Source organism: Pyxidicoccus sp. M6 (assembly GCF_055568925.1).
Window position 1 is genome coordinate 4,342,681 of record NZ_CM145714.1, and the last position, 18,965, is coordinate 4,361,645.

Genomic DNA, 18,965 nt, shown 5'->3' on the forward strand with positions numbered 1-18,965 from the left:
GCTCCGGAGTCGAGGCCGGCGCTACTCGCGCGTCGGCTCCTTCGAGCCCTCCATCTCCTCCTCGAGCTTGCGCTGGGCCTCCGTCACGCCCGCCTGCTGCTCGCGCGGGGTGCCGGTGGGCAGGTCGTGCTCCTCGTCCCGCGAGCGGCCTTCGATTCCGGGCCACGGCTCGGGCCGTGTGGCCTGAACATGCTCGATGTGCTCGACGTAACCCTTCTCACCGCTCGCGTTGCGCTTGTTCTCGCCGCCTTTGTCCTTCTTCGCCATGGCGCTGTCCTCCCTCGTTGAATCCAGGTGCGGCTGCATCCGTGGCGGTAACGGTGGGACGCCTCGCCTTCGCTGACCACCCGCGAGCAGGCACGGCGGCTTGCTTCCCCGCCTGCAGGGCAGGTCCCGAAAAAAGGCCGGCAGCCGGGCGCGTTCGCTGCTTAACTTCGTCTCAAATGAACGACGACATGACACGCGAACGGCTTGCCCAGGGTGTGTCGGAGTTGGAGGCCCGCGTGGGCCAGCCGCTGCCCCTCGCTCGGGTGCTGCATGACGCGCTCCTCGGCGCGGTGTTTCCCCTCTCCGCGGAGCAACTGTCGCGGGTGGCTCGGGAGAACGAGTCCCCGCCCATGCTGCTCTCGCTCCTCGGAGGACTGCCGCGCGGCGACTTCGCCTCCCTGGACGCGGTGACGGTCGCGCTGGAGGGCACGTTGTCCGGCGAGGACGCCCCCGCCACGCAGCCCCCGGCCACGCCCACGCGCTGAGCGCGTTCCACACCCCGCGCGTGCGCCATGCGCTGCACGCGAAAGAGACGGACAGCCTCGCAATCCCCGCGAGCGCTACCGCCTTCACCGTCACTGCAGGATTTCCTCGGGAATCTTCCCTGAGCGGGAGGAGAGCCTGGGGGGATGCGGCTCGTCAGTGTCTCCCCTTATGCTGCCTGGTGCGCGCCGTACCCGGCGAAAGCCAGGGGGAGGAGGCGCTATCCTAGGCCCTACCAGCCTGGCCCCTCGTGGGACACCCCGGCCAGGAGGAGCGTCATGAACCCGTCTGAACTGCCCGCGGTGCTGTACGTCGATGACGACGCCCTGAACCTGCGGGTCTTCGACGCGAACTTCGGACAGCGCTTCCGCATCTTCCGCAGCTCCTCGCCGAGCGAGGCGCTCGCGCTGTTGGAGCAGCGCCGGGGTGAGATTGGCGTCATCCTCTCCGACCAGCGCATGCCGGGCATGACGGGCGTGGAGTTGCTGGAGCGCGCGCGCACGATTGCGCCCGACGCCAAGCGCATGCTCGTCACGGCGTACGCGGACATGCAGGCCGTCATCGACGCGGTGAACCGCGGTCAGGTGACGCGCTACTTCGTGAAGCCGTGGGACCGCGCGGAGCTGCAGTCCGCGCTGGACGACGCGCTGAAGATTGCCCGGCTGGAGTTGCGCATCCGCGAGGTGGAGGGGCGCATGCTGAAGTCCGAGCGCCTGGCCACGCTGGGGCAGGTGACGGCGGGCATCGCCCATGAGCTGATGGGCCCGGTGGGCTACCTCTCGCAGAACGTGGTGTCGCTGCAGCGAGACCTCGCGAGCGTCATCCAGTACGTGTCGCGGCACCTGCCGGCGGACCCGAACCCGCAGGTGGCGGAGACGGTGGAGGACTTGCCCGCGCTCATCAAGGACCTGGCGGACGGCGCCGAGCACCTGCGGCAGGTGGCGCTGGGCCTGCGCGCGCAGGCGCGGGGCGAGGACCACGAGGCGACGGCGGATGTGGCGGAGGTGGTGTCCTTCGCGGTGAAGCTGGCGCGCGCCGAGGTGCGTGACAGGGCGCGGCTGACGAGCAACGGCGAGCCGGTGCGCGTCACCTTCGGGCCGGTGAAGCTGTGCCAGGTGGTGCTCAACCTCGTCGTCAATGCGTCGCAGGCTATGGCGGGCACGGGCCGGCCCGGGCGGATTGAAGTGCGGTGGACGGTGCGCCCCGAGGACGTGGTGCTCACCGTGGCGGACAACGGCTGCGGCATTCCCCTGGAGCTTCAGGAGCGCGTCTTCCAGCCGCTCTTCACCACCAAGCCCGTGGGCGTGGGCACCGGGCTGGGCCTGTCCATCTGCAAGGAGCTGGTGACGCAGGCGGGCGGCAACCTGCGCCTGTCCTCCACGCCGGGCGAGGGGACGGAAATCGAAATCACCCTCCGGCGAGCCCCGCACCCCTGAGCCCGAAGGCGTTGCTCAGCATGCGCCACACGCGGTGGAGCGTCTCGCCCTCGGAAGGGCGCACGCCCTCCACCAGCAGCGCGCGGCGCCGCTGCGCGTCCTCCAACTCGTACTCCACCACCAGCGCGTAGCGCGGGCCGGGGCGCTCCACCATGTGCACGGCCTTCACCGCGTCGAAGGGTACCTGCTCCGCGCGCGTGGCCCCGGGCGTCCACGCCAGCCGCTCCACACGCAGGGACTCCGAGCGGAAGTGCAGCACGAAGCGCCGTCGTCCCAGGGATGACTCCAGCCGCAGCGCGAGGCCCACCAGCACCGCCGCGGCGAGGCCCAGCGCCAGCGCGGCGGCCGGCAGCGTGCCACCCTCCAGGCCCACGAGCAGGGCCGCGCCCACGGTGCACCCCAGTGCCACTCCGACGCACAGCCCCGGCAACAGGCGCCTGTCCCAGGGAGGAGGCAGGGACTCGCCCACCAGCCTGGCGCCGTCGAAGCGCAGCCTCACGTCGCCCAGCAGGGGGGGCACCCGGTTGTCCAGCAGCGCGTCTTCGAAGCTCGCCACACGGGCAGCATAGCGGGCCTGTCACCGGAGCCTCAGCTGAGCCTCGAAGTTGGAAGAGAGCTGTGCGAATCTGCGCAGCCATGGATCTCCCGTTCGAGACCGGGGACGGCGAGGGTGGGGAAGGGGGGACGCTCGCCTCGACGGTGTTGGTGGTGGACGACGAACCCGTCGTCCTGGACATCTGCGCCCGCCTGCTGGAGCGCGAGCCGGACCTCGCGGTGACGCTGGCCCAGAGCGCTGAAGAGGCGCTGCCGCTGCTCGCGGAGCAGCGCTTCGACGTGCTGGTGACGGACAAGAACCTGCCCGGCATGGGCGGCGTGGAGCTCATCGCCGAGGCGCGGAGGCTGCAGCCCGCGCTGGAGGCGCTGATGATTACCGCCTACGCGAGCTCCGAGTCCGTCGTCGCTGCCTTCGCGGCGGGCGCCAGCGACTACATCCTCAAGCCCTTCGACGATTTGCGAGTGCTGCGCGCGAAGGTGCGCGCCGCCCTGGAGCGCGGCAGCTCCGGCTCGCGGGTGCGCCAGCAGGCGAGGGAGGTGGCCCGCGAGGCCGCCGTGCTGCTGGCCGCCGGCCAGGATGCGCCCGAGCCCGCCCACGAGGCGCTGGAGGAGGAGCTGCGCGCGTACGAAGAGGCCGTGCGCGTGGGCCTCAACGGCCGCGTGGCGGTGGTGGGCAGCAGCGAGGCCGTGGCGGTGCTGCGAGAGCACGGCTTCGAGACGGTGGAGCTGCCGCCCTACGCGCCCGAGCTGCAGGGCGTGGACATCGTCGTGGTGGAGACGGGGGACCCGCAGTGGCGCACGCTGGCGGAGCGGCTCCAGCGCCGTCCCCCGGACGTGCTGCTGCTGGCCAGCCCCCAGGCCGACCTGGGAGACCTGCTGGAGGCGATTACGCTCCGCATGGACCTGGTGGGCTTCGGAAGCACCCACGGCGCCAGCGCGCTGCCGGAGAAGGTGCGCATGTTGCTGCTGCGCCGGGGCGTCGAGCGCGCGCAGGACAGGCTCGCGGCCGCGCTCGCGGCCTTCCGCCAGAGCATCCCCGCGCCGACGGCCTGAAGTCCGGCCCGGGCGGCCCGTCGCGCTGCCCGCGTGTCCATGGCCCCAAAAAGCGAAACGCCCACCTTCTTTTCAGAAGGTGGGCGTCTCAGTGACCCTGCCGGGATTCGAACCCGAGTTTGAGCCGTGAGAGGGCTCCGTCCTAACCACTAGACGACAGGGCCGATGCTTGTTTCAACCGCTGCTAACTGCCGATGCTTCCTACATTTTCCGTCCGCCCTCGTCAACCATTCTTCTTTGCTGCCGTGCTGCCTGGTTGCTTCGGACTTCCGGGTGCTGCGAGCTGGGGAACTAGGATTCGAACCTAGATAAGCAGAGTCAGAGTCTGCTGTCCTGCCGTTAGACGATTCCCCAAGGACCAACTGCGGCGCTTCTCTACCAACGCCGCTTCAGGACTGCAACAACCAACTGCCCCTTCGACTTCTTCCTACTTCTTCTTCGCCGGCTTCGGATTCTCCGGCTTCTTCACCGGCCGGGGCGCCTGCTGCACCGGAACGATGTAGATGCGAACCTCGTCGTTCGCCTCGTAAATGTTCAGCCCCGCGAAGTTCTTCCCCGACGGGTTGCTGATGTGGACCGCCTTCACGCCCGGCTGGTTGACGATCTGCCGGCGCGGGTAGTTCGAGGTCGAGTACACCGCTTTGTAGTAGTCGAGCGTCGCCTCGAAGTCCCTGGGCGCCCGGTAGCGGTTCTCGCCAACCTTCTGCGAGCCGTCCGGGAGCTGCGCGCCGCTGACCACCTCGGCGCCCGCCACGGTCGCCCAGAGGGCCAACAGCGCCGTCCCGAGCGGGCGCGCCTTATAGGAGTGGCGTTTCAGGCTGTCAAGCGCTCGAGTCATGGGCCCAAGAATAGGTTCCGCATGTGCTGACGTCCACCGCTTCATGGGCCTGACGTTCAGCCGCGAGCGAGCGCCGCGTCGATGCGCCGCAGGGCCTCGTCGCGGCCCACGAGGAGCAGCGTCTCGCCGATGCCGGGGCTGGTGGTGTTGCCGGTGACGGCCACCCGGATGGGCTGCGCCACCTTGCCCATGCCCACGCTGGAGGACTCGCTCACCGTCTTCACCACGCCGTCCAGCGCCTCCACCTTCCACTCGGGCAGGGCGGCGAGCGCCTCGCGCGCCTTGCGCAGCAGGTTGAGCGACTCACCGGTGAGGTGCTTGGCCGCGGCCTTCTCGTCCAACGTGATTCCGGAGCGGAAGTACACGTTGACCGCCGTGGTGGCCATCTCCTCCAGCGTGTTGGAGCGCTCGCGCAATGCGCGCACCAGCGGCTCCAGGCGCGCGTCGCCCTTCACGTGGACGCCCTTGGCCTCGAGGAACGGCAACAGCCGCTCGGCGACGACGGACTCCGGCAAGGCCTTCATCCACTGCTGGTTGACCCACAGCAGCTTCTCCGGGTTCCACACGCCGGACGTGGTGCCCACGTCGGAGAAGTCGAACCACTGGAGCATCTGCTCGCGGGAGATGACCTCGTCGTTGCCGTGGCTCCAGCCCAGGCGGACGACGAAGTTGAGCAGCGCCTCCGGCAGGATGCCGTTGCGCTTGTGCAGCATCACGTCCGCCTCCGGGTGCTTGCGCTTGGACAGCTTCTCGCGGTCCGGCCCGAGGATGAGCGGCAGGTGGGCGAAGTCCGGCGGCGTCCAGCCCAGCGCCATGTACAGCATGAGCTGCGGGAAGGTGGAGTTGACGTGCTCCTGGCCGCGCGCCACCAGGGTGATGTCCATCAGGTGGTCGTCGATGACGCAGCCGAAGTTGTAGAGGGGGATGCCGTCCGCGCGCAGCATGACCCAGTCGTCCAGGTCCGAGTACGGCTTGGCAATCTTCCCCAGCGCCTTGTCGTCGAAGGACACGGTGCCCTCGCCCGACGGCATCTTGAAGCGGATGACGGCGTCCTCTGCGCGCTTGCCCGGGGGCGGGCCCTTCAGCTCCCGGCAGGTGCCCGGGTACTTGAAGGCGCCGCCCGTCTTCTCCGCGGCCTGGCGCTGCGCGTCCAGCTCCTCGCGGGTGCAGTAGCAGCGGTACGCCTTGCCCTCGGCGAGCAGCCGGTCCGCGTGCTCGCGGTAGGTGTTCAGCCGCTGCATCTGGAAGTAGGGCGCGTAGGGGCCCTCCTTGCCCGGGCCCTCGTCCCACTCCAGGCCCAGCCAGTTGAGGCCGTCGAGGATGGCCTGCACCGACTCCGGCGTGGAGCGGCCCTGGTCCGTGTCCTCGATGCGCAGGATGAAGGTGCCACCCTGGCGCCGGGCCTGGAGGTAGTTCATCAGCGCCGTACGGGCACCGCCGATGTGGAGGTAGCCGGTGGGCGAGGGAGCGAAGCGGACGCGAAGGGCGGAAGGCATACGGGCGCGCGGATTAGCAGGAGGAGGGTAGGGGGTCAACGCGCATGGCCGTTGCAGAAGCCATACGCCCGGGGGCCGCTGGGGTAAGCTGCGCCGCCAGGGAGAACACGTATGTCCATTCGTCAGGTATTTCGCACGTTGCTGATGACGGCCTTCCTGGGGGCCCTTCCGGCGGGCGCCACCACCCAGCTCAAGGTCGAGCTGTCCGAGCTCGCCCAGGGCGCGGACGCCGTCGTCCATGGCGTCGTCCGGCGGGTGGAGAGCCGCTGGAGCGGCGACCACATGCGCATCGTCACCGACGTGGAAATCCAGGTGACGGAGTCCCTCAAGGGGCAGCCGGGCAGCAGCACGGTGCTCGTCACCCAGCCTGGAGGCCGCGTGGACGACGTGGGGCAGGTGGTGCACGGCCTCGCCTCCTTCGCTGAAGGCGAGGAGGTGGTGGTGTTCCTCCAGAAGCGCGGCGCGCGCGCCTTCCGCGTGTCCTCCATGGCGCAGGGCAAGTACCAGGTGCAGCGCGCCGAGGACGGGAAGACGGCCATGGCGGTGCCCGAGTCCACCGAGGCGCTGCTCCTGGACCCCGTCACCCGCAAGCCGACCGCGAGCGCGCTCAAGCCCATGACGCTGGAGCAGCTCAAGGCCGCCGTGCGCACGGCGCTCGAGTCCGCGCCCGCGACGAAGGGACGGACACCGTGATGCCGCTCGCGCCCCTCATGGTGGCCCTGGCGCTGGGCCAGACGGCCCCGTACGTGCGCAGCCGCGTGGACGCGGGCGACACGAGCACCCAGTGCCTCTACTGGACGGCCAGGGCCCTCCCCTGGCAGCAGAGCACCTACGGCAATCCGAACACGCAGGGGGACACGGAGTTCGACGCCATCCGCCGCTCCTTCCAGAGCTGGCAGGACATCTTCACCCAGTGCGGCAACCTCGTGCTGCAGGAGGGCCCCCGCGTCGACGACCGGCAGGTGGGCTACAAGCGCGAGGGGGGCAACCGCAACCTGGTGCTCTTCCGGGACAGGGACTGCAACACGGTGGCGCCCGCGACGGACAAGTGCTGGGACGATGACACGTGCGCCAACACGTTCGACTGCTGGGAGGATGACGACAACACCATCGCCATCACCCTCACCACGTACGACGAGCGCTCGGGCATCATTTACGACTCGGACATCTCCTTCAACGCTGCGCGCTTCCAGTTCACGACCTCGGATGGGACCACCTGCTTTCCACCGGTGACGACCAACTGCGTGGCCACCGACGTGCAGAACACGGCCACGCACGAGATTGGCCACTTCGTCGGGCTGGACCATACGCTCGCCTCGGGCTCCACCATGAACCCGAGCGCCCCGCCGGGCGAGGTGTCCAAGCGCAGCATCGACTCCGGCTCGCGCGACTTCGTCTGCGACGTGTACCCCAAGGGCAGCGCGAGCCAGGCGTGCCTGCACCCCGTCATGGAGAAGGAGCTGGGCCCCAAGGGCGGCGGTGGTTGCGCCGCCGCCGGGCCGGGCGCGCTGCTGCCCGCGCTGGCCGCGTGGGCGCTGTGGCTGGCGCGCCGCCGCCGCGAGGAGGTGTCCCGGTGAAGCGGACGCTCGGGGTGCTCGTGGCCGCGCTGCTCGGGGCCGCTCCCGCGCTGGCGCAGGAGGAGGAGGACGCGCCCTTCCATCGCACCACCGTGCCCGGGCGGCCGCTGTGCCTGCTGTGGCCGGGGCGGGACTACGTCTACCACCTCGACGCGGACGGCAGCGCGCGCACGCCGGGCAACACCGAGGTGGCCGCCATCGAGGCCTCCTTCGCTACCTGGCGCCAGCTGTCCAGGTCGTGCAGCGACTACAACTTCATCCGCGGCGAGGACTGGAGCCTGCCGGTGAAGGTGGGCTACGACCAGGAGCATCCGTACAACAACTACAACGTCGTTACGTTTCGCGAGACGTCGTGCCCGGACGTGGCCCCCGCGGAGGACCCGTGCTGGGATGACGACACGTGTGGCAACACCTACGACTGCTGGGACCATGGTGAGGGCACCATCGGCCTCACCTCGTCCACCTTCAGCTACCGCGACGGGCGCGTGCTGGACTCGGACATCGAGCTGAACGCCTCGATGCCGGGCGGCAGCGTCGGCTTCCTCTTCACCACGGTGGACTCGCCGGTGTGCGAGGGCCCGCCCGCGACGGACTGCGTGGCCACGGACCTCCAGAACACCATGACGCACGAGATTGGCCACGTGGTGGGGCTGGACCACACGTTCTACCCGGGCTCCACCATGGGGCACACCGCGCCGCCGGGCGAGACGAGCAAGCGCGTCATCGACCCCGGCAGCGCCTCCGGCTTCTGCTCCATCTACCCGCGCGGCATGCCGCCCACCCAGTGTGCCGTCCGGCCGGGCGCGGGCATCACCACGCAGGGCGAGGGCCGGGGCACCGGCTGCACCGCCGCGCCGGGGCCGCTGGCGCTGGGCGCGGTGCTCGCCGTCCTCGCGCTGGGCCGTCGGCGGGTGGCCAGGCGGCCGGGGGACGGCGCTGCGGCCCCAGGCGGGCGGGGTTAGAGGTCCAGGCGTGACCGTCGCCTTCTTCGACCTGGACAAGACGCTCATCGCCGCCAACTCCGGCGCGCTGTGGGTGCGCCGCGAGCTGGAGCTGGGACACATCACCCGCCTCCAGGCGCTGCGCGCCAGCCTGTGGATTGCGCGCTACCACCTGGGCTTCGTCTCCATGCAGGACGCGGTGGCGCGCGCCATCGCCCAGCTCGCGGGCTCGCTGGCGGAGCCCATCCGCGAGCGCACCGCCGTCTTCTACGAGACGTACGTGCGTTCCCTGTACCGGCCCGGCGCGCGCGTGGCGCTGGAGTCGCACCGCCAGGCCGGGGACAGGCTGGTGCTGCTGACGTCCTCCTCGGGCTACCTGTCGGAGCTGGTGGCGCGCGAGCTGAAGCTGGACGCGGTGCTGTGCAACCGCTTCGAGGTGGACGGCGAGGGGCGGCACACCGGCCGTCCGCTGGGCGTCATCTGCTTCGGCGAGGGCAAGCGCACCGTGGCCGAGGCCTATGCGCGCGAGGCCGGCGTGGCGCTGTCCGCGTGCGCCTTCTACACGGACTCGTACTCGGACCTGCCGGTGATGGAGGTGGTGGGGCGGCCGGTGGCCGTGCACCCGGACCACCGGCTCAAGCGCGAGGCGAAGCGTCGCGGCTGGCCGGTGGTGAGCTGGGGCGTGCCCGAGGGCGGCGCTCCCGCCGCTCCGCCCGCGCCTCCCGTGGTTCCGTCCACGGGGCCCTGAGCCGGAGCGCGGGAGTCACGCCGCCGGGCTCGTGACAGGCCCGGCGGCGGCAAGGCATTTCAGCGCCGGGGCGCCACGAGCCGCATGGTGAAGGTGTAGTCCACGTTCACCGGGTGGCCCTGGTAGAGGATGGGCTTGTACGTGCGCGACTGGAGCGCGTCGAGCACGGCCTTCTCCATGTAGGGCACCGGCTTGATGATGCGGCACTTCTCCACGCGCCCCTTCTGGGTGATGGTGCAGCGGACAATCATCGCGCCCTCGGACTTCGCGGCCATCGCCTCGCGCGTGTAGATGATGTCCTTCGTCTGGTCGAGCATCTCCGGACGGGGCATGTCGTCGTTGTAGGGCAGCACGTCGCCGCGCGCGGAGGCCAGGGCCGCCGTGGGCAGCACGGGCACCGCGAGGCCACCCGACACGCCCTTGGCCGGAGTGGCCGCCGCGGTGGCACCCACCGCGCCCGCCGTGGGAGGGGGCTCGGGCGCGGGCTGGGCCGTGGGGGCCAGCATCACCGGAGCGGACATGCCGCCGGGCGTGGCCACCGGCTCGGCGGCCTCCACCTCGTCCGTCGCCGTGGCGGCCGAGGCCACCTCGACGTTGCCGCCGCGACCACCGCCGCCGCCGCGCCGCTTCTGCAGCTTCTGCGACAGCACCACCTCGCCGGAGCCGCCCGCGACGACGGTCTCCATCTGGTAGCCCTCGAGCGCGAAGGTGAGCTCTACCGTGACGGAGCCGTCCGCGCCGGTGGGAATCTCCAGCGTGAAGGGCGTCGTGCCGCGCTCCTTGCCCCGGTAGAAGACGCGCGCGCCGCTCGGCTGGCTCATCAGCTTGAAGCGCACCTTGCCGTTGCCGGGCGTCGGCGCCGGCTCCTGCGCGGCGGCCGCCGCGACGGGCGCAGTCGGGGCCGTCGTGGGCGCAGTGGCCGCCGGCTCCGGCTTGGGGTCCTCACCCTTGCCCTTCGACATGAACAACACCGCGCCACCGGCGATGAGGCCCGCCACCACGAGGCCGACGAGGCCTCCCGTCAGCAGCGTGCGCTGCCGGGCGCGCTTCACCTCGCGAGGCACCTCCACGCTGATGTCCACCGCCAGCGTGTCACCGGAGGACTCGTGCGCGCTGCCCGCGCTGGAGAAGAGCGCGGGGGACGGGTAGGGGCCCGTCGTCGTCGCGCCGCCGGGGCGCTTGAAGATGCCGCTGTTGCCGCCCGCGGCCATGCTGGACTCGCGCAGCCCGTCCAGCACCTCGTCCATCGTCTGGAAGCGCCTCGCCGGGTCTTTCTCCAGGCAGCGCCGCACCACCGCCTCGATTTCCGGCGGCACGTTGATGTCCGGGCGCAGCTGCTGGAAGGTGGGCGGGGCTTCTTTGTAGTGGGCGAAGATGAGCTCGATGTGGTCCCGCGCGATGAACGGCGGGCGGCCCATCAGCATCTGGAACAGCACGATGCCCAGCGAGTACACGTCGCTGCGCGCGTCGGTGACGTTGCGCGCCTGCTCGGGCGCCATGTACTGCGGCGAGCCGAGGAACGTGCCGTTCTGGGTGATCTCCGGGGAGATCTGCCCCTCCTGCGGCGCGGCCACGGACTTCACGAGGCCGAAGTCGAGCACCTTCACCAGGTCCTGATCCGACTCGTTCAGGAGCATGATGTTGGCGGGCTTCAGGTCGCGGTGGACGATGCCCAGGCTGTGCGCCTCGCGCAGCGAGCGGCAGATCTGCTGGGCCACGGAGACGGCGCGCTGCCACGGCAGCGGGCCAATCTGGCCGAGCACCTGGGCCAGCGTGCGGCCGTCCAGGTACTCCATGGCGATGTAGTAGATGCCGTCGTCCGTCTGGCCGTAGTCGATGACGGTGACGGTGTTGGGGTGACGGAGCTTGGAGGTGAGCGAGGCCTCCCGCAGGAAGCGCTTCTGGAACCCCGGGTCCTTGCTCTGGGGGAAGCTGGGGTTGAGCACCTTGAGCGCCACCACGCGCTCCAGCGGAGCTTGCAGGGCGCGGTACACCTTGCCCATGCCGCCGACGCCGAGGGGCTCCAGGATGCTGAAGCGTCCGTTGAGGGTTCGTCCGATGAGCGGATCAGCGCCCGTGCCAGAAGGTGCCTCGGGGTTCGACGCGTCGCCCTTGATCATTCGTTACCCCTGACAGCAAGCAACATGGATTCTCCAGGAGTGTGGCGACTGGGCATCAAACCACAAATTCCCGACGCGACGCACCCCTGGGATGTCCTCTTCAGCACGTCTGGTTGCTCTGGATGGCGAGACCAACCCTGGAGGGTGGTGTGTGCGTGGTGTGGGCGAATGGAGGGCGCAGCCCCCTTTGACGCTTCTTCGCCCTCCGGACTAGCGTGGCTCGTCCGGCGCTTCAGGGCTGAAGCAGGCCGGTCGCGCAGATGTCCGACACCCCCAACCCTTTCGTGAATGCCCAGGTACGCCGGCTCTCGGTCCAGGAGCGGCTGAGCGAGCTGGAGGCCGAGCAGGCCCGGCTGCGTCATGAGCTCGTGTCGCTCGCGGGCGAGCTGCGACTGCCGGGCATGTATCTCACCATCGACGCCGCGAGCACGAGCGCGCTGCTGGCCGCGGACTCGGTCCAGGAGGTGGTGCGCCTGGTGGAGCTGGAGCCGCTGCCGGGCGCGCCGCCGCACATCGCGGGGACGTTCGTCTACCGGGGCAGCCCGGCGGTGGTGGTGGATCTGGCCGCGCTGATGGGCGTGCGCCGCGTGCCGGATCTGGACGCGCACCTGGTCATCTGCCGGGGCGCGCGCACGGTGGCGGTGCTGGTGGACCGCGTGAGGGACCTGGTGGAGGCGCCCGTGCTGGTGGACGGGACGCCGGACGGCACCACGCCCCTGCCGTGGGATGCCACGGGGCTGATGGCGGGGTTGTGCCGCACGCCAGAGGGCGTCCGCCCGCTGCTGCGCACCTCGGCGGTGCTGGTGGGGTCGGAGGGGTCGTGAGCGAAGCGGTGCTCGACGATGCGACGCTCGTCCGCGTCGAGGAGGTGCTCCGGGCCGCGTGCGGTCTGTCGCTGGCGCGCAGCCTGCGCCGCTCGCTGGAGACGGCGCTGACGCGGGCCTCCGAGTCGCGCGGGGTGCAGCCGGACGAGTTCCTCCGCCTCCTGCTGCTGCGCGAGTCCGCGGCGGTGGAGAGCTTCATCGAGCACGCCGTCATCGGCGAGACGTATTTCTTCCGCCACCCGGAGCAGTTGCGCGCGCTGGCGCGGCTGGCGCAGGCGCACACGGGGTCCTTCTTCCAGGTGTGGAGCGCGGGTTGCGCCACCGGCGAGGAGCCCTACAGCATCGCCATGGCGTTGCTGGCGTCGGGCATGCCCGAGGGGCGCTTCCGCGTGCTGGCCACCGACGTGTCCGGCCGGGCGCTGCAGCGGGCTCGCGAGGGCGTGTACGGGCCGTGGTCGCTGCGCCGCATCGAGCCGGATCTGGAGAAGCGCTTCCTCGAGGCGCGGGGTGATCAGCTCTCCGTGGTGGCGCAGGTGCGGCGGACCGTGGACTTCCGGCGGCACAACCTCGCGGTGGACGCGCCCCCGGTCAATGGGCTCGCGGCCATCTTCTGCCGCAACGTGCTCATCTACTTCCCGCCGGAGCTGGTGCGCGACGTGCTCACGCGCTTCGTGGAGGCGCTGGCGCCGGGCGGGCTGCTCTTCGTGTCGCCCGCCGAGGTGCCGCTGACCAATGGCCTGGGCCTGGAGACGGTGGACGCCGAGGGCAGCGTGGCGCTGCGTGTGCCGACGCCCGGGTGGGCGCGCCCCGTGGTGCAGGTCGTGCCGAAGCTGGAGCGTCCGCGTCTCGTGCCCACGCCGCCTCGCCGGGTGACGCCCACGCCGCTGCCCATGCCGGTGCTCGCGCCGGCCGCCGCGCGAGCGGAGTCGCCCACCGTCCGGACGGTGGCACCCGCCCCGCGCGAGCAGACGCCTGCCACGCCGGAGCCGCTGAGCCGTGCCCTGGAGGCCGCTCGCGCGGGCCGCTTCGAGGAGGCGGAGGCGCTCGCTCGCGAGGCGGCGAAGGGGCTGGTACCGGAGGCGTACCTGCTGCTCGCGATGGTGGCCGAGGGGCGCGGAGATTTGAACGGCGCGGTGGAGGCGGTGCGCAAGGCGCTGTACCTGGAGCCGCAGCTCGCGCTCGGGCACGCGACGCTGGTGGCGCTCTACGGACGGTTGGACCGGCGCGAGGACGCGGAGCGGGCGAGGCAGAACGCCCTGCGCGCGCTGGACGGGCTCGACGACGAGCAGCCGCTGCGTGGGGTGGAGACGATGACCGCCGGAGGCCTGCGGCAGGCCCTGGTGCCAAGGAATCAGGCCGGATGGCAGGGCGCGCGCTGAAGGCGCGGGCCCGCGTGTAGGTGGGAGGCAACGTGGACGTCAAAGGGACGAAGCTGACACTGCCGGGACAGGGCGCGGTGGGGCGGCTCAGCTTGAGGATCAAGATCCTCGCCGTCACCGGGGTGACAGGCCTGCTGGTGGCGGGCATCCTCATCCTGGCGTTCTGGGTGCAGATGGGCGCCGCGCAGCGCGACGACCTGTCCCGCCGCTCCCACATGGTGAGCGGAGAGCTGGCCAAGACGCTCACGCCCATGCTCACGGCCAACACCGACCCGGGGAAGCTCCAGGCCTCGGCGCACGGCGTGCTCCGGCACGTGCCCGACGTGGCCTACGTGCTGGTCCGCGACGCGAAGGGAGACCTGCTGGGCGAGGTCGCCACGGAGCGCTTCGCGGGCGAGGACACCGCGCCCCCCGAGGGCGACGAGCCCGTGGACCGCCGCATGAGCGTCAACGGGGAGAGCGTGGTGGAGTCCACGACGCCCGTCTTCGTGCCGTCCACCACGGCGGGCGGCGCGCCCCAGCGGGTGGGCACGGTGCAGGTGGCGCTGCACGAGGAGGCGCTCAACGATGCGCTGCGGGGCACCACTCGCTTCACGGTCATCCTCGGCGTGCTCATCCTCGCGGGCTGCCTGCTCGCGTCGTGGCTGATGTCCGGCCTGCTCATCGTCCCGCTGGAGCGGCTCGCGCACGCGGCCGCCGGCATCGCCTCGGGCAACCTGCGCCAGCAAATCGATACGCAGGGCCGGGACGAGATTGGCGACGTGGCGCGCAGCTTCGCGGCCATGGCGGACGCGCTCACGCACCTGCTCCAGGATTTGCGCGGCGCCGCGGCGGAGATGGAGCGCGAGGCGGCGGGCGTGCTGGCCACCTCCACGCAGCAGTCCGCGATGGCGCACCAGCAGGCCTCCGCCATCAACGAGACCAGCACCACGGTGGCGGAGATTGCACAGACGTCCAAGCAGGCCACCGCCTACGCGGACTCGGTCATCTCGCAGACGCAGAAGTCGGAGACGCTCAGCACGGAGGGCCAGAAGGTCGTCGCGGAGAGCGTGTCCGGCATGGAGAAGCTGGGCGACCAGGTGAAGGCCATCGCCCTGTCGATTACGGACCTCAGCGAGCGCACCCTGCAGATTGGCGACATCATCAGCACCGTGAAGGACGTGGCCGAGCAGTCGAACCTGCTCGCGCTCAACGCCTCCATCGAGGCGGCCAAGGCGGGCGAGCACGGCCGCGGCTTCGCGGTGGTGGCCACGGAGATGCGCACGCTGGCGGAGCAGTCGCGCATCGCCGCGGACCAGGTGCGCGGCCTGCTCAACGAGGTGCAGAAGGGCACGCGCGCGGCCGTCTCCGCCACGGAGGAAGGCAGCCGCCGCGCCCAGGCGGCCATGGAGCTGGCGCGCAGCGCGGGCTCCACCATCCTCGGCCTGTCGGAGGTCATCCGTGAGTCGTCGGGCGCGGCGCGGCAGATTGCCGGCAACACGCGCCAGCAGACCATTGGCGTGGAGCAGATTTCCGCGGCCATGGGCGAGCTGACCTCCGCCATGGGCGACGCGGTGGATCAGACCCGGCGCATCGAACAGGTGGCCGGCAACCTGACGACTCTTTCCAAACGGTTCTCGGACCTGGTGGGTAGGTACCAGCTATGACCAATACGGTGGCGGCAGGACGACGGGCCATGAAGGTGCTCATCGTCGAGGACACGAAGACCATCACCAACCTGCTCCAGGTGTACCTCATGGGGTGGGGCCTGGAGTTCTTCGACGCGCCCAACGGTGCGTTGGGGCTCACCCGCGCGCGGGACTTGAAGCCGGACCTCATCATCTCCGACGTGCAGATGCCGGAGATGGATGGCTTCGCGCTCTGCGCGGCGGTGCGGGCGGACCCGAACCTGCACAACACGCCCTTCATGATGCTCACCTCGCTCAAGGACGATGCGAGCCGGCAGAAGGGCAAGCTCGTCGGTGCGAGCGCCTTCCTCAACAAGCCGGTGTCCGTGGATGACCTGCGCTCGAAGGTGCGCGACATCCTGAAGCTGCCCGCCACCCGGTACTAGAGCCCATGCCCGGCGAAGACGACGCGAAGGTGGGAATCAACTACACCGAGCTGCGCAAGCAGCTCGACGAGGCGCATGCGCTGCTCGAGGGCACGCAGGCGGTGAGCCCGGAGCGGCGGCGCGAGGTGCTCGGCGCGCGCGCTCGGGCGCTGGCCGAGTCCCGTCACGAGGAACAGCAGGAGGTGCTCTCCGTGCTGGCCTTCCAGGTGGGCGGCGAGCGCTACGCGGTGCGCATCGAGAACGTGGACCACGTGCTGGAGGCGCGCGGAATTGCCTCGCTGCCGGGGGCGCCGAGGCACGTGCTGGGCGCGCTGGTGAGCCGCTCGCGCGTGGTGCCGGTGTTGGACCTGCGCCAGCTCCTCGGGCTGGAGGGCGGTGGCATGTCGGACCTGGGCAAGGTGGTGGTGGTGGAAGTGGGCGAGGAATGCTTCGGGCTGGCGGCGCAGGAGGTGGAGGGACGCAAGGAGCTGCCGAAGGTGGAGCTGTCACAGCCGCCGCCGGGGCCCTTCTTGTTCCTCACGCAGGACCGGTTGACGGTGTTGGATTTGGAGCAGCTCGGGGGACCCTCCGCGCGGCCAGAGGGGGAATAGGGGCGCGCCATGGACGCACAGCTCTTGCGCAGCATCTGGCCGGTGTTCTCCGCGGAGACGCGCGAGCAAATCCAGGCCATCGGGTCGAAGGTGCTGGGGCTGGAGGGCCCCGCGCACGAGCGTGAGCCGGACCTGCTCCCATCCCTCAAGCGGCTGGTGCACAGCCTCAAGGGCTCGGCGGCCAGCCTCGGGCTGGACGACATCGAGCAGGTGGTGCACGCGATTGAAGACGGGCTCGCCCACTTCAAGCCGGAGGAGCAGCTTCCTCGCGCGGTGGTGGAGTCCATGCTGCGCGGCCTGTCCGCGATTGAAACGGCCATGGGCCGTGGCGACGCGGGACACAATCCGGTGGTGGATGGGCTGGGGTCGCTGTTGTCCGCGCTGGGGCGCGGGGGCGCGGTGACGGCGTCCTCGGGCAACGCGAGCGGCGGCGTGGCGAAGGGGCTGGACGCGCTGGAGTCGCTGGAGGCGGCGCTGGGCGCGCTGTGCTCTCCGGACGTGCCGGACCGCGCGGCGGTGGTGCGCACCGCGGTGGAGCGGGCGCGCGCGCTGAGGGCCGTGGCCGAGGCATCCGGCGGGGAGAAGGTGGCCTCGCTGGCGGAGTCCGCGGCGCTGGGCTTCACGCGCATGGAGCCCGGTGGCGACGCCGCGGGCCTGGCCGCGTCCGACGTGGCGGGCACGCTGGTGGACCTGCGGGCCGCGCTGGAGGCGTCGGGCGGAGAGGGCGCGGTGGAGCGCGCCGTGGAGGCGCTGCGCTCGGTGCCGGCGCCGTCTTCGTCGGCGGAAGGCTCGGGTGTGCAGGCGACGGCGGGGGGCTCGCAGGAGGCTCGCGGCGCGGCGGACCGCACGGTGCGCGTGTCGGTGAAGACGCTGGAGTCGCTGGCGCTGCAGGTGGAGCTCCTGATGGCGGGCCGGGCGCAGCAGGCCCGGCGCGGCGAGGCGCACCGCACGCTGATGGACGGCATGCACGAGGTGCTGCTGCACCTGGAGCGCGCGTCCTCGCAGCTGACCATGGCGGGCGGCGGGCCGGCGCTGGAGCCGCTGCGCTCGGGCGTGACGCTGATGCGTGGCCTGCAGAAGCGGCTCCTGGAGCTGACGAAGGAGACGCACCGCGACGGCGAGCAGCTCTCGCTGGTGGTGCAGGTGGCGCGCGATGACCTGCGCGATTTGCGCATGGTGCCCGCGTCGCAGGTGCTGGAGCCGCTGCGGCGCACGGTGCGCGAGGTGTCCGCGCGGCTGAACAAGGAAGTCTCGTTGGAGCTGGCCGGCGGTGACGTGCGGTTGGACCGGCGCATCCTGGACGCGCTGAAGGACCCGCTGCTGCACCTGGTGCGCAACGCCATCGACCACGGCTTGGAGTCCACGGCGGAGCGCCGCGCGGCGGGCAAGTCGGAGACGGGGCGGCTGTCGGTGCGGGTGGAGCCTCGGGGCACGCGCATCGCGGTGGTGGTGGAGGACGACGGCGCGGGCCTGTCTCCGGAGCGGGTGCGGGCGACGGCGGTGCGGCGCGGGCTGCTCACGGCCGAGGCCGCGGAGAAGCTGACGGACGCGCAGGCGGCGCGGCTGGTCTTCCAGCCGGGGTTCTCCACGCGCGAGCAGGTGACGGCGACATCCGGGCGCGGCGTGGGCCTGGACGTGGTGCAGGCCACCGCGCAGCGGCTGCAGGGCTCGGTGGACGTGGACTTCACGGCGGGGAAGGGGACGCGCTTCACGGTGGACCTGCCGCTGACGCTGGCCGCGGCGCTGGGCCTGCTGGTGCGCACGGGCACGACGGTGTCCGCGATTCCCTCCGACAGCGTGAAGCGCGTGCTGCGCCTGACGCCCGACGACGTGGGCACGGTGGCGGGGCGCGTGGTGGCTCGCGTGGACGGGGAGCAGCTCACGTTCCTCCCGCTCGCGGAGTCCATCGGCCTGCCCCGGCTGCCCATGGCGCTGGACTCGGGGAAGCTGCAGAACGCGGCGCTGCTGTCCGTGGGCGAGGACAAGGTGCTCTTCGCCATCGACGAGGTGGTGGGGCAGCAGGAGATTGTCGTCCGCTCCCTGGGGCGGCACGTCGCGGGCGTGCGGCACCTGGCTGGCGCGGCGGTGCTGGACGATGGGCGCGTGGTGCCGGTGCTGAATGCGACGGAGTTGGTGCGCGCGGCGCGGCCGGAGACGCGCTCGACTCCGGCGGCGCAGGCGACGCGGCCTCGCATCCTGGTGTGCGACGACGCGCTCACCACGCGCTTCGCCATGAAGTCGCTGCTGGAGATTGCCGGCTACCCGGTGGTGACGGCGGCGGATGGCGAGGAGGCGTGGGGCGTGCTGGAGCGCTCGCCCGTGCAGCTCGTGGTGAGCGACTGGCAGATGCCCCGGCTCGACGGCGTGGGGCTTGCCCGGCGCATCAAGTCACATCCGACGCTCAACCGGACGCCCATCATCCTCGTCACCTCGCTCGACAGCCCGGAGGACCGGGCCGCGGGCCTGGAGGCGGGCGCGGATGGCTACCTCGTCAAGCGAGAGGTGGAGCGCGGCAAGCTGCTGGAGTTGGTGCGGCAGCTCCTTCCCGCGTCCTGAAATGCATGCGCGTCGAGGCCGTGGTGCGCCGTTGATGGATGGGCGCACC

18 protein-coding genes and 2 tRNA genes are annotated in these 18,965 nt (G+C 71.2%); 13 read left to right on the forward strand and 7 right to left on the reverse strand.

Translation table 11 applies throughout. From position 1 onward, the window contains the following. Window positions 1-21: 21 nt before the first annotated feature. Entirely contained in the window at window positions 22-267 is a 246-nt protein-coding gene (locus ACVTJA_RS17275; RefSeq protein ID WP_465837477.1) for a hypothetical protein, read from the reverse strand. Window positions 268-455: 188 nt separating this feature from the next. Here ACVTJA_RS17275 and ACVTJA_RS17280 point away from each other — a divergent pair, with 188 nt between their 5' ends. Both ACVTJA_RS17280 and ACVTJA_RS17285 read left to right on the forward strand, forming a co-directional pair. Further along, a complete protein-coding gene (locus ACVTJA_RS17280) occupies window positions 456-752 on the forward strand; it encodes a DUF2795 domain-containing protein (protein WP_465837478.1) in 297 nt (98 codons plus the stop codon). Window positions 753-1,028: 276 nt separating this feature from the next. Next, the gene (locus tag ACVTJA_RS17285) at window positions 1,029-2,186 is read left to right on the forward strand and encodes a sensor histidine kinase (RefSeq protein WP_465837479.1); all 1,158 of its coding nucleotides are present in this window, start codon (window positions 1,029-1,031) and stop codon (window positions 2,184-2,186) included. Here the strand turns inward: ACVTJA_RS17285 and ACVTJA_RS17290 are convergent. Continuing rightward, window positions 2,158-2,742 carry a hypothetical protein gene (locus ACVTJA_RS17290; protein ID WP_465837480.1) on the reverse strand — a complete coding sequence of 195 codons (585 nt, stop codon included), beginning with the start codon at window positions 2,740-2,742 and terminating at the stop codon, window positions 2,158-2,160. The two genes, ACVTJA_RS17285 and ACVTJA_RS17290, sit on opposite strands and share 29 nt — an antisense overlap. 80 nt (window positions 2,743-2,822) lie before the next feature. Between ACVTJA_RS17290 and ACVTJA_RS17295 the strand changes: the two genes are divergently transcribed. Further along, window positions 2,823-3,794 carry a response regulator gene (locus ACVTJA_RS17295; RefSeq protein WP_465837481.1) on the forward strand — a complete coding sequence of 324 codons (972 nt, stop codon included), beginning with the start codon at window positions 2,823-2,825 and terminating at the stop codon, window positions 3,792-3,794. 92 nt (window positions 3,795-3,886) lie between these two features. Here the strand turns inward: ACVTJA_RS17295 and ACVTJA_RS17300 are convergent. The 4 genes from ACVTJA_RS17300 to gltX form a co-directional block, all read right to left on the reverse strand. Then, a tRNA-Glu gene (locus tag ACVTJA_RS17300) sits at window positions 3,887-3,958 on the reverse strand. Between the two features lie 119 nt (window positions 3,959-4,077). Further along, window positions 4,078-4,148, reverse strand: a tRNA-Gln gene (locus tag ACVTJA_RS17305). 73 nt (window positions 4,149-4,221) lie between these two features. Further along, entirely contained in the window at window positions 4,222-4,632 is a 411-nt protein-coding gene (locus ACVTJA_RS17310) for a hypothetical protein (protein WP_465837482.1), read from the reverse strand. A 56-nt stretch (window positions 4,633-4,688) separates the two neighbouring features. Continuing rightward, the gene (gene gltX / locus ACVTJA_RS17315; RefSeq protein WP_465837483.1) at window positions 4,689-6,128 is read right to left on the reverse strand and encodes a glutamate--tRNA ligase; all 1,440 of its coding nucleotides are present in this window, start codon (window positions 6,126-6,128) and stop codon (window positions 4,689-4,691) included. 111 nt (window positions 6,129-6,239) lie between these two features. Here gltX and ACVTJA_RS17320 point away from each other — a divergent pair, with 111 nt between their 5' ends. Genes ACVTJA_RS17320 through ACVTJA_RS17335 form a run of 4 tightly spaced genes read left to right on the forward strand, consistent with a single transcriptional unit; the run spans window position 6,240 to window position 9,394 of the window. Next, the gene (locus ACVTJA_RS17320; RefSeq protein WP_465837484.1) at window positions 6,240-6,821 is read left to right on the forward strand and encodes a hypothetical protein; all 582 of its coding nucleotides are present in this window, start codon (window positions 6,240-6,242) and stop codon (window positions 6,819-6,821) included. Continuing rightward, entirely contained in the window at window positions 6,818-7,705 is an 888-nt protein-coding gene (locus ACVTJA_RS17325) for a myxosortase-dependent metalloprotease, MXAN_2677/MXAN_2678 family (RefSeq protein ID WP_465837485.1), read from the forward strand. Before ACVTJA_RS17320 ends, ACVTJA_RS17325 begins: the two co-directional genes overlap by 4 nt. Continuing rightward, window positions 7,702-8,667 (forward strand): myxosortase-dependent metalloprotease, MXAN_2677/MXAN_2678 family, encoded by a 966-nt coding sequence (locus ACVTJA_RS17330; RefSeq protein ID WP_465837486.1) that lies wholly within the window; start codon window positions 7,702-7,704, stop codon window positions 8,665-8,667. The genes ACVTJA_RS17325 and ACVTJA_RS17330 overlap by 4 nt, the downstream gene beginning before the upstream one ends. Before the next feature lie 10 nt (window positions 8,668-8,677). Further along, a complete protein-coding gene (locus ACVTJA_RS17335; RefSeq protein WP_465837487.1) occupies window positions 8,678-9,394 on the forward strand; it encodes an HAD family hydrolase in 717 nt (238 codons plus the stop codon). Window positions 9,395-9,453: 59 nt separating this feature from the next. Here the strand turns inward: ACVTJA_RS17335 and ACVTJA_RS17340 are convergent, their stop codons facing one another. Next, window positions 9,454-11,514, reverse strand: coding sequence for a TonB family protein (locus tag ACVTJA_RS17340; RefSeq protein WP_465837488.1), 2,061 nt, complete (start codon window positions 11,512-11,514; stop codon window positions 9,454-9,456). A 260-nt stretch (window positions 11,515-11,774) separates the two neighbouring features. Between ACVTJA_RS17340 and ACVTJA_RS17345 the strand changes: the two genes are divergently transcribed. Genes ACVTJA_RS17345 through ACVTJA_RS17370 form a run of 6 tightly spaced genes read left to right on the forward strand, consistent with a single transcriptional unit; the run spans window position 11,775 to window position 18,916 of the window. Next, entirely contained in the window at window positions 11,775-12,338 is a 564-nt protein-coding gene (locus tag ACVTJA_RS17345) for a chemotaxis protein CheW (protein WP_465837489.1), read from the forward strand. Beyond that, window positions 12,335-13,717, forward strand: a complete 1,383-nt coding sequence (locus ACVTJA_RS17350) for a CheR family methyltransferase (RefSeq protein WP_465837490.1) — start codon at window positions 12,335-12,337, stop codon at window positions 13,715-13,717. Before ACVTJA_RS17345 ends, ACVTJA_RS17350 begins: the two co-directional genes overlap by 4 nt. A gap of 32 nt (window positions 13,718-13,749) precedes the next feature. Continuing rightward, on the forward strand, window positions 13,750-15,363 hold the full coding sequence (locus ACVTJA_RS17355) for a methyl-accepting chemotaxis protein (RefSeq protein WP_465837491.1): 1,614 nt from the start codon (window positions 13,750-13,752) through the stop codon (window positions 15,361-15,363). A 29-nt stretch (window positions 15,364-15,392) separates the two neighbouring features. Then, window positions 15,393-15,770, forward strand: coding sequence for a response regulator (locus ACVTJA_RS17360; RefSeq protein ID WP_206729296.1), 378 nt, complete (start codon window positions 15,393-15,395; stop codon window positions 15,768-15,770). 5 nt (window positions 15,771-15,775) lie between these two features. Next, the gene (locus ACVTJA_RS17365) at window positions 15,776-16,360 is read left to right on the forward strand and encodes a chemotaxis protein CheW (RefSeq protein ID WP_465837492.1); all 585 of its coding nucleotides are present in this window, start codon (window positions 15,776-15,778) and stop codon (window positions 16,358-16,360) included. Between the two features lie 9 nt (window positions 16,361-16,369). Next, window positions 16,370-18,916, forward strand: a complete 2,547-nt coding sequence (locus tag ACVTJA_RS17370; RefSeq protein WP_465837494.1) for a hybrid sensor histidine kinase/response regulator — start codon at window positions 16,370-16,372, stop codon at window positions 18,914-18,916. Window positions 18,917-18,965: the final 49 nt, after the last annotated feature.

Excerpts from the sequence above, each read along its gene's own strand:
- ACVTJA_RS17345 (WP_465837489.1), top strand. The coding sequence starts at position 11,775 with ATGTCCGACACCCCCAACCCTTTCGTGAATGCCCAGGTACGCCGGCTC.
- gltX (WP_465837483.1), bottom strand. The coding sequence starts at position 6,128 with ATGCCTTCCGCCCTTCGCGTCCGCTTCGCTCCCTCGCCCACCGGCTAC.
- ACVTJA_RS17365 (WP_465837492.1), top strand. The coding sequence starts at position 15,776 with ATGCCCGGCGAAGACGACGCGAAGGTGGGAATCAACTACACCGAGCTG.
- ACVTJA_RS17295 (WP_465837481.1), top strand. The coding sequence starts at position 2,823 with ATGGATCTCCCGTTCGAGACCGGGGACGGCGAGGGTGGGGAAGGGGGG.
- ACVTJA_RS17340 (WP_465837488.1), bottom strand. The coding sequence starts at position 11,514 with ATGATCAAGGGCGACGCGTCGAACCCCGAGGCACCTTCTGGCACGGGC.
- ACVTJA_RS17360 (WP_206729296.1), top strand. The coding sequence starts at position 15,393 with ATGAAGGTGCTCATCGTCGAGGACACGAAGACCATCACCAACCTGCTC.
- ACVTJA_RS17285 (WP_465837479.1), top strand. The coding sequence starts at position 1,029 with ATGAACCCGTCTGAACTGCCCGCGGTGCTGTACGTCGATGACGACGCC.
- ACVTJA_RS17280 (WP_465837478.1), top strand. The coding sequence starts at position 456 with ATGACACGCGAACGGCTTGCCCAGGGTGTGTCGGAGTTGGAGGCCCGC.
- ACVTJA_RS17275 (WP_465837477.1), bottom strand. The coding sequence starts at position 267 with ATGGCGAAGAAGGACAAAGGCGGCGAGAACAAGCGCAACGCGAGCGGT.
- ACVTJA_RS17310 (WP_465837482.1), bottom strand. The coding sequence starts at position 4,632 with ATGACTCGAGCGCTTGACAGCCTGAAACGCCACTCCTATAAGGCGCGC.
- ACVTJA_RS17320 (WP_465837484.1), top strand. The coding sequence starts at position 6,240 with ATGTCCATTCGTCAGGTATTTCGCACGTTGCTGATGACGGCCTTCCTG.
- ACVTJA_RS17370 (WP_465837494.1), top strand. The coding sequence starts at position 16,370 with ATGGACGCACAGCTCTTGCGCAGCATCTGGCCGGTGTTCTCCGCGGAG.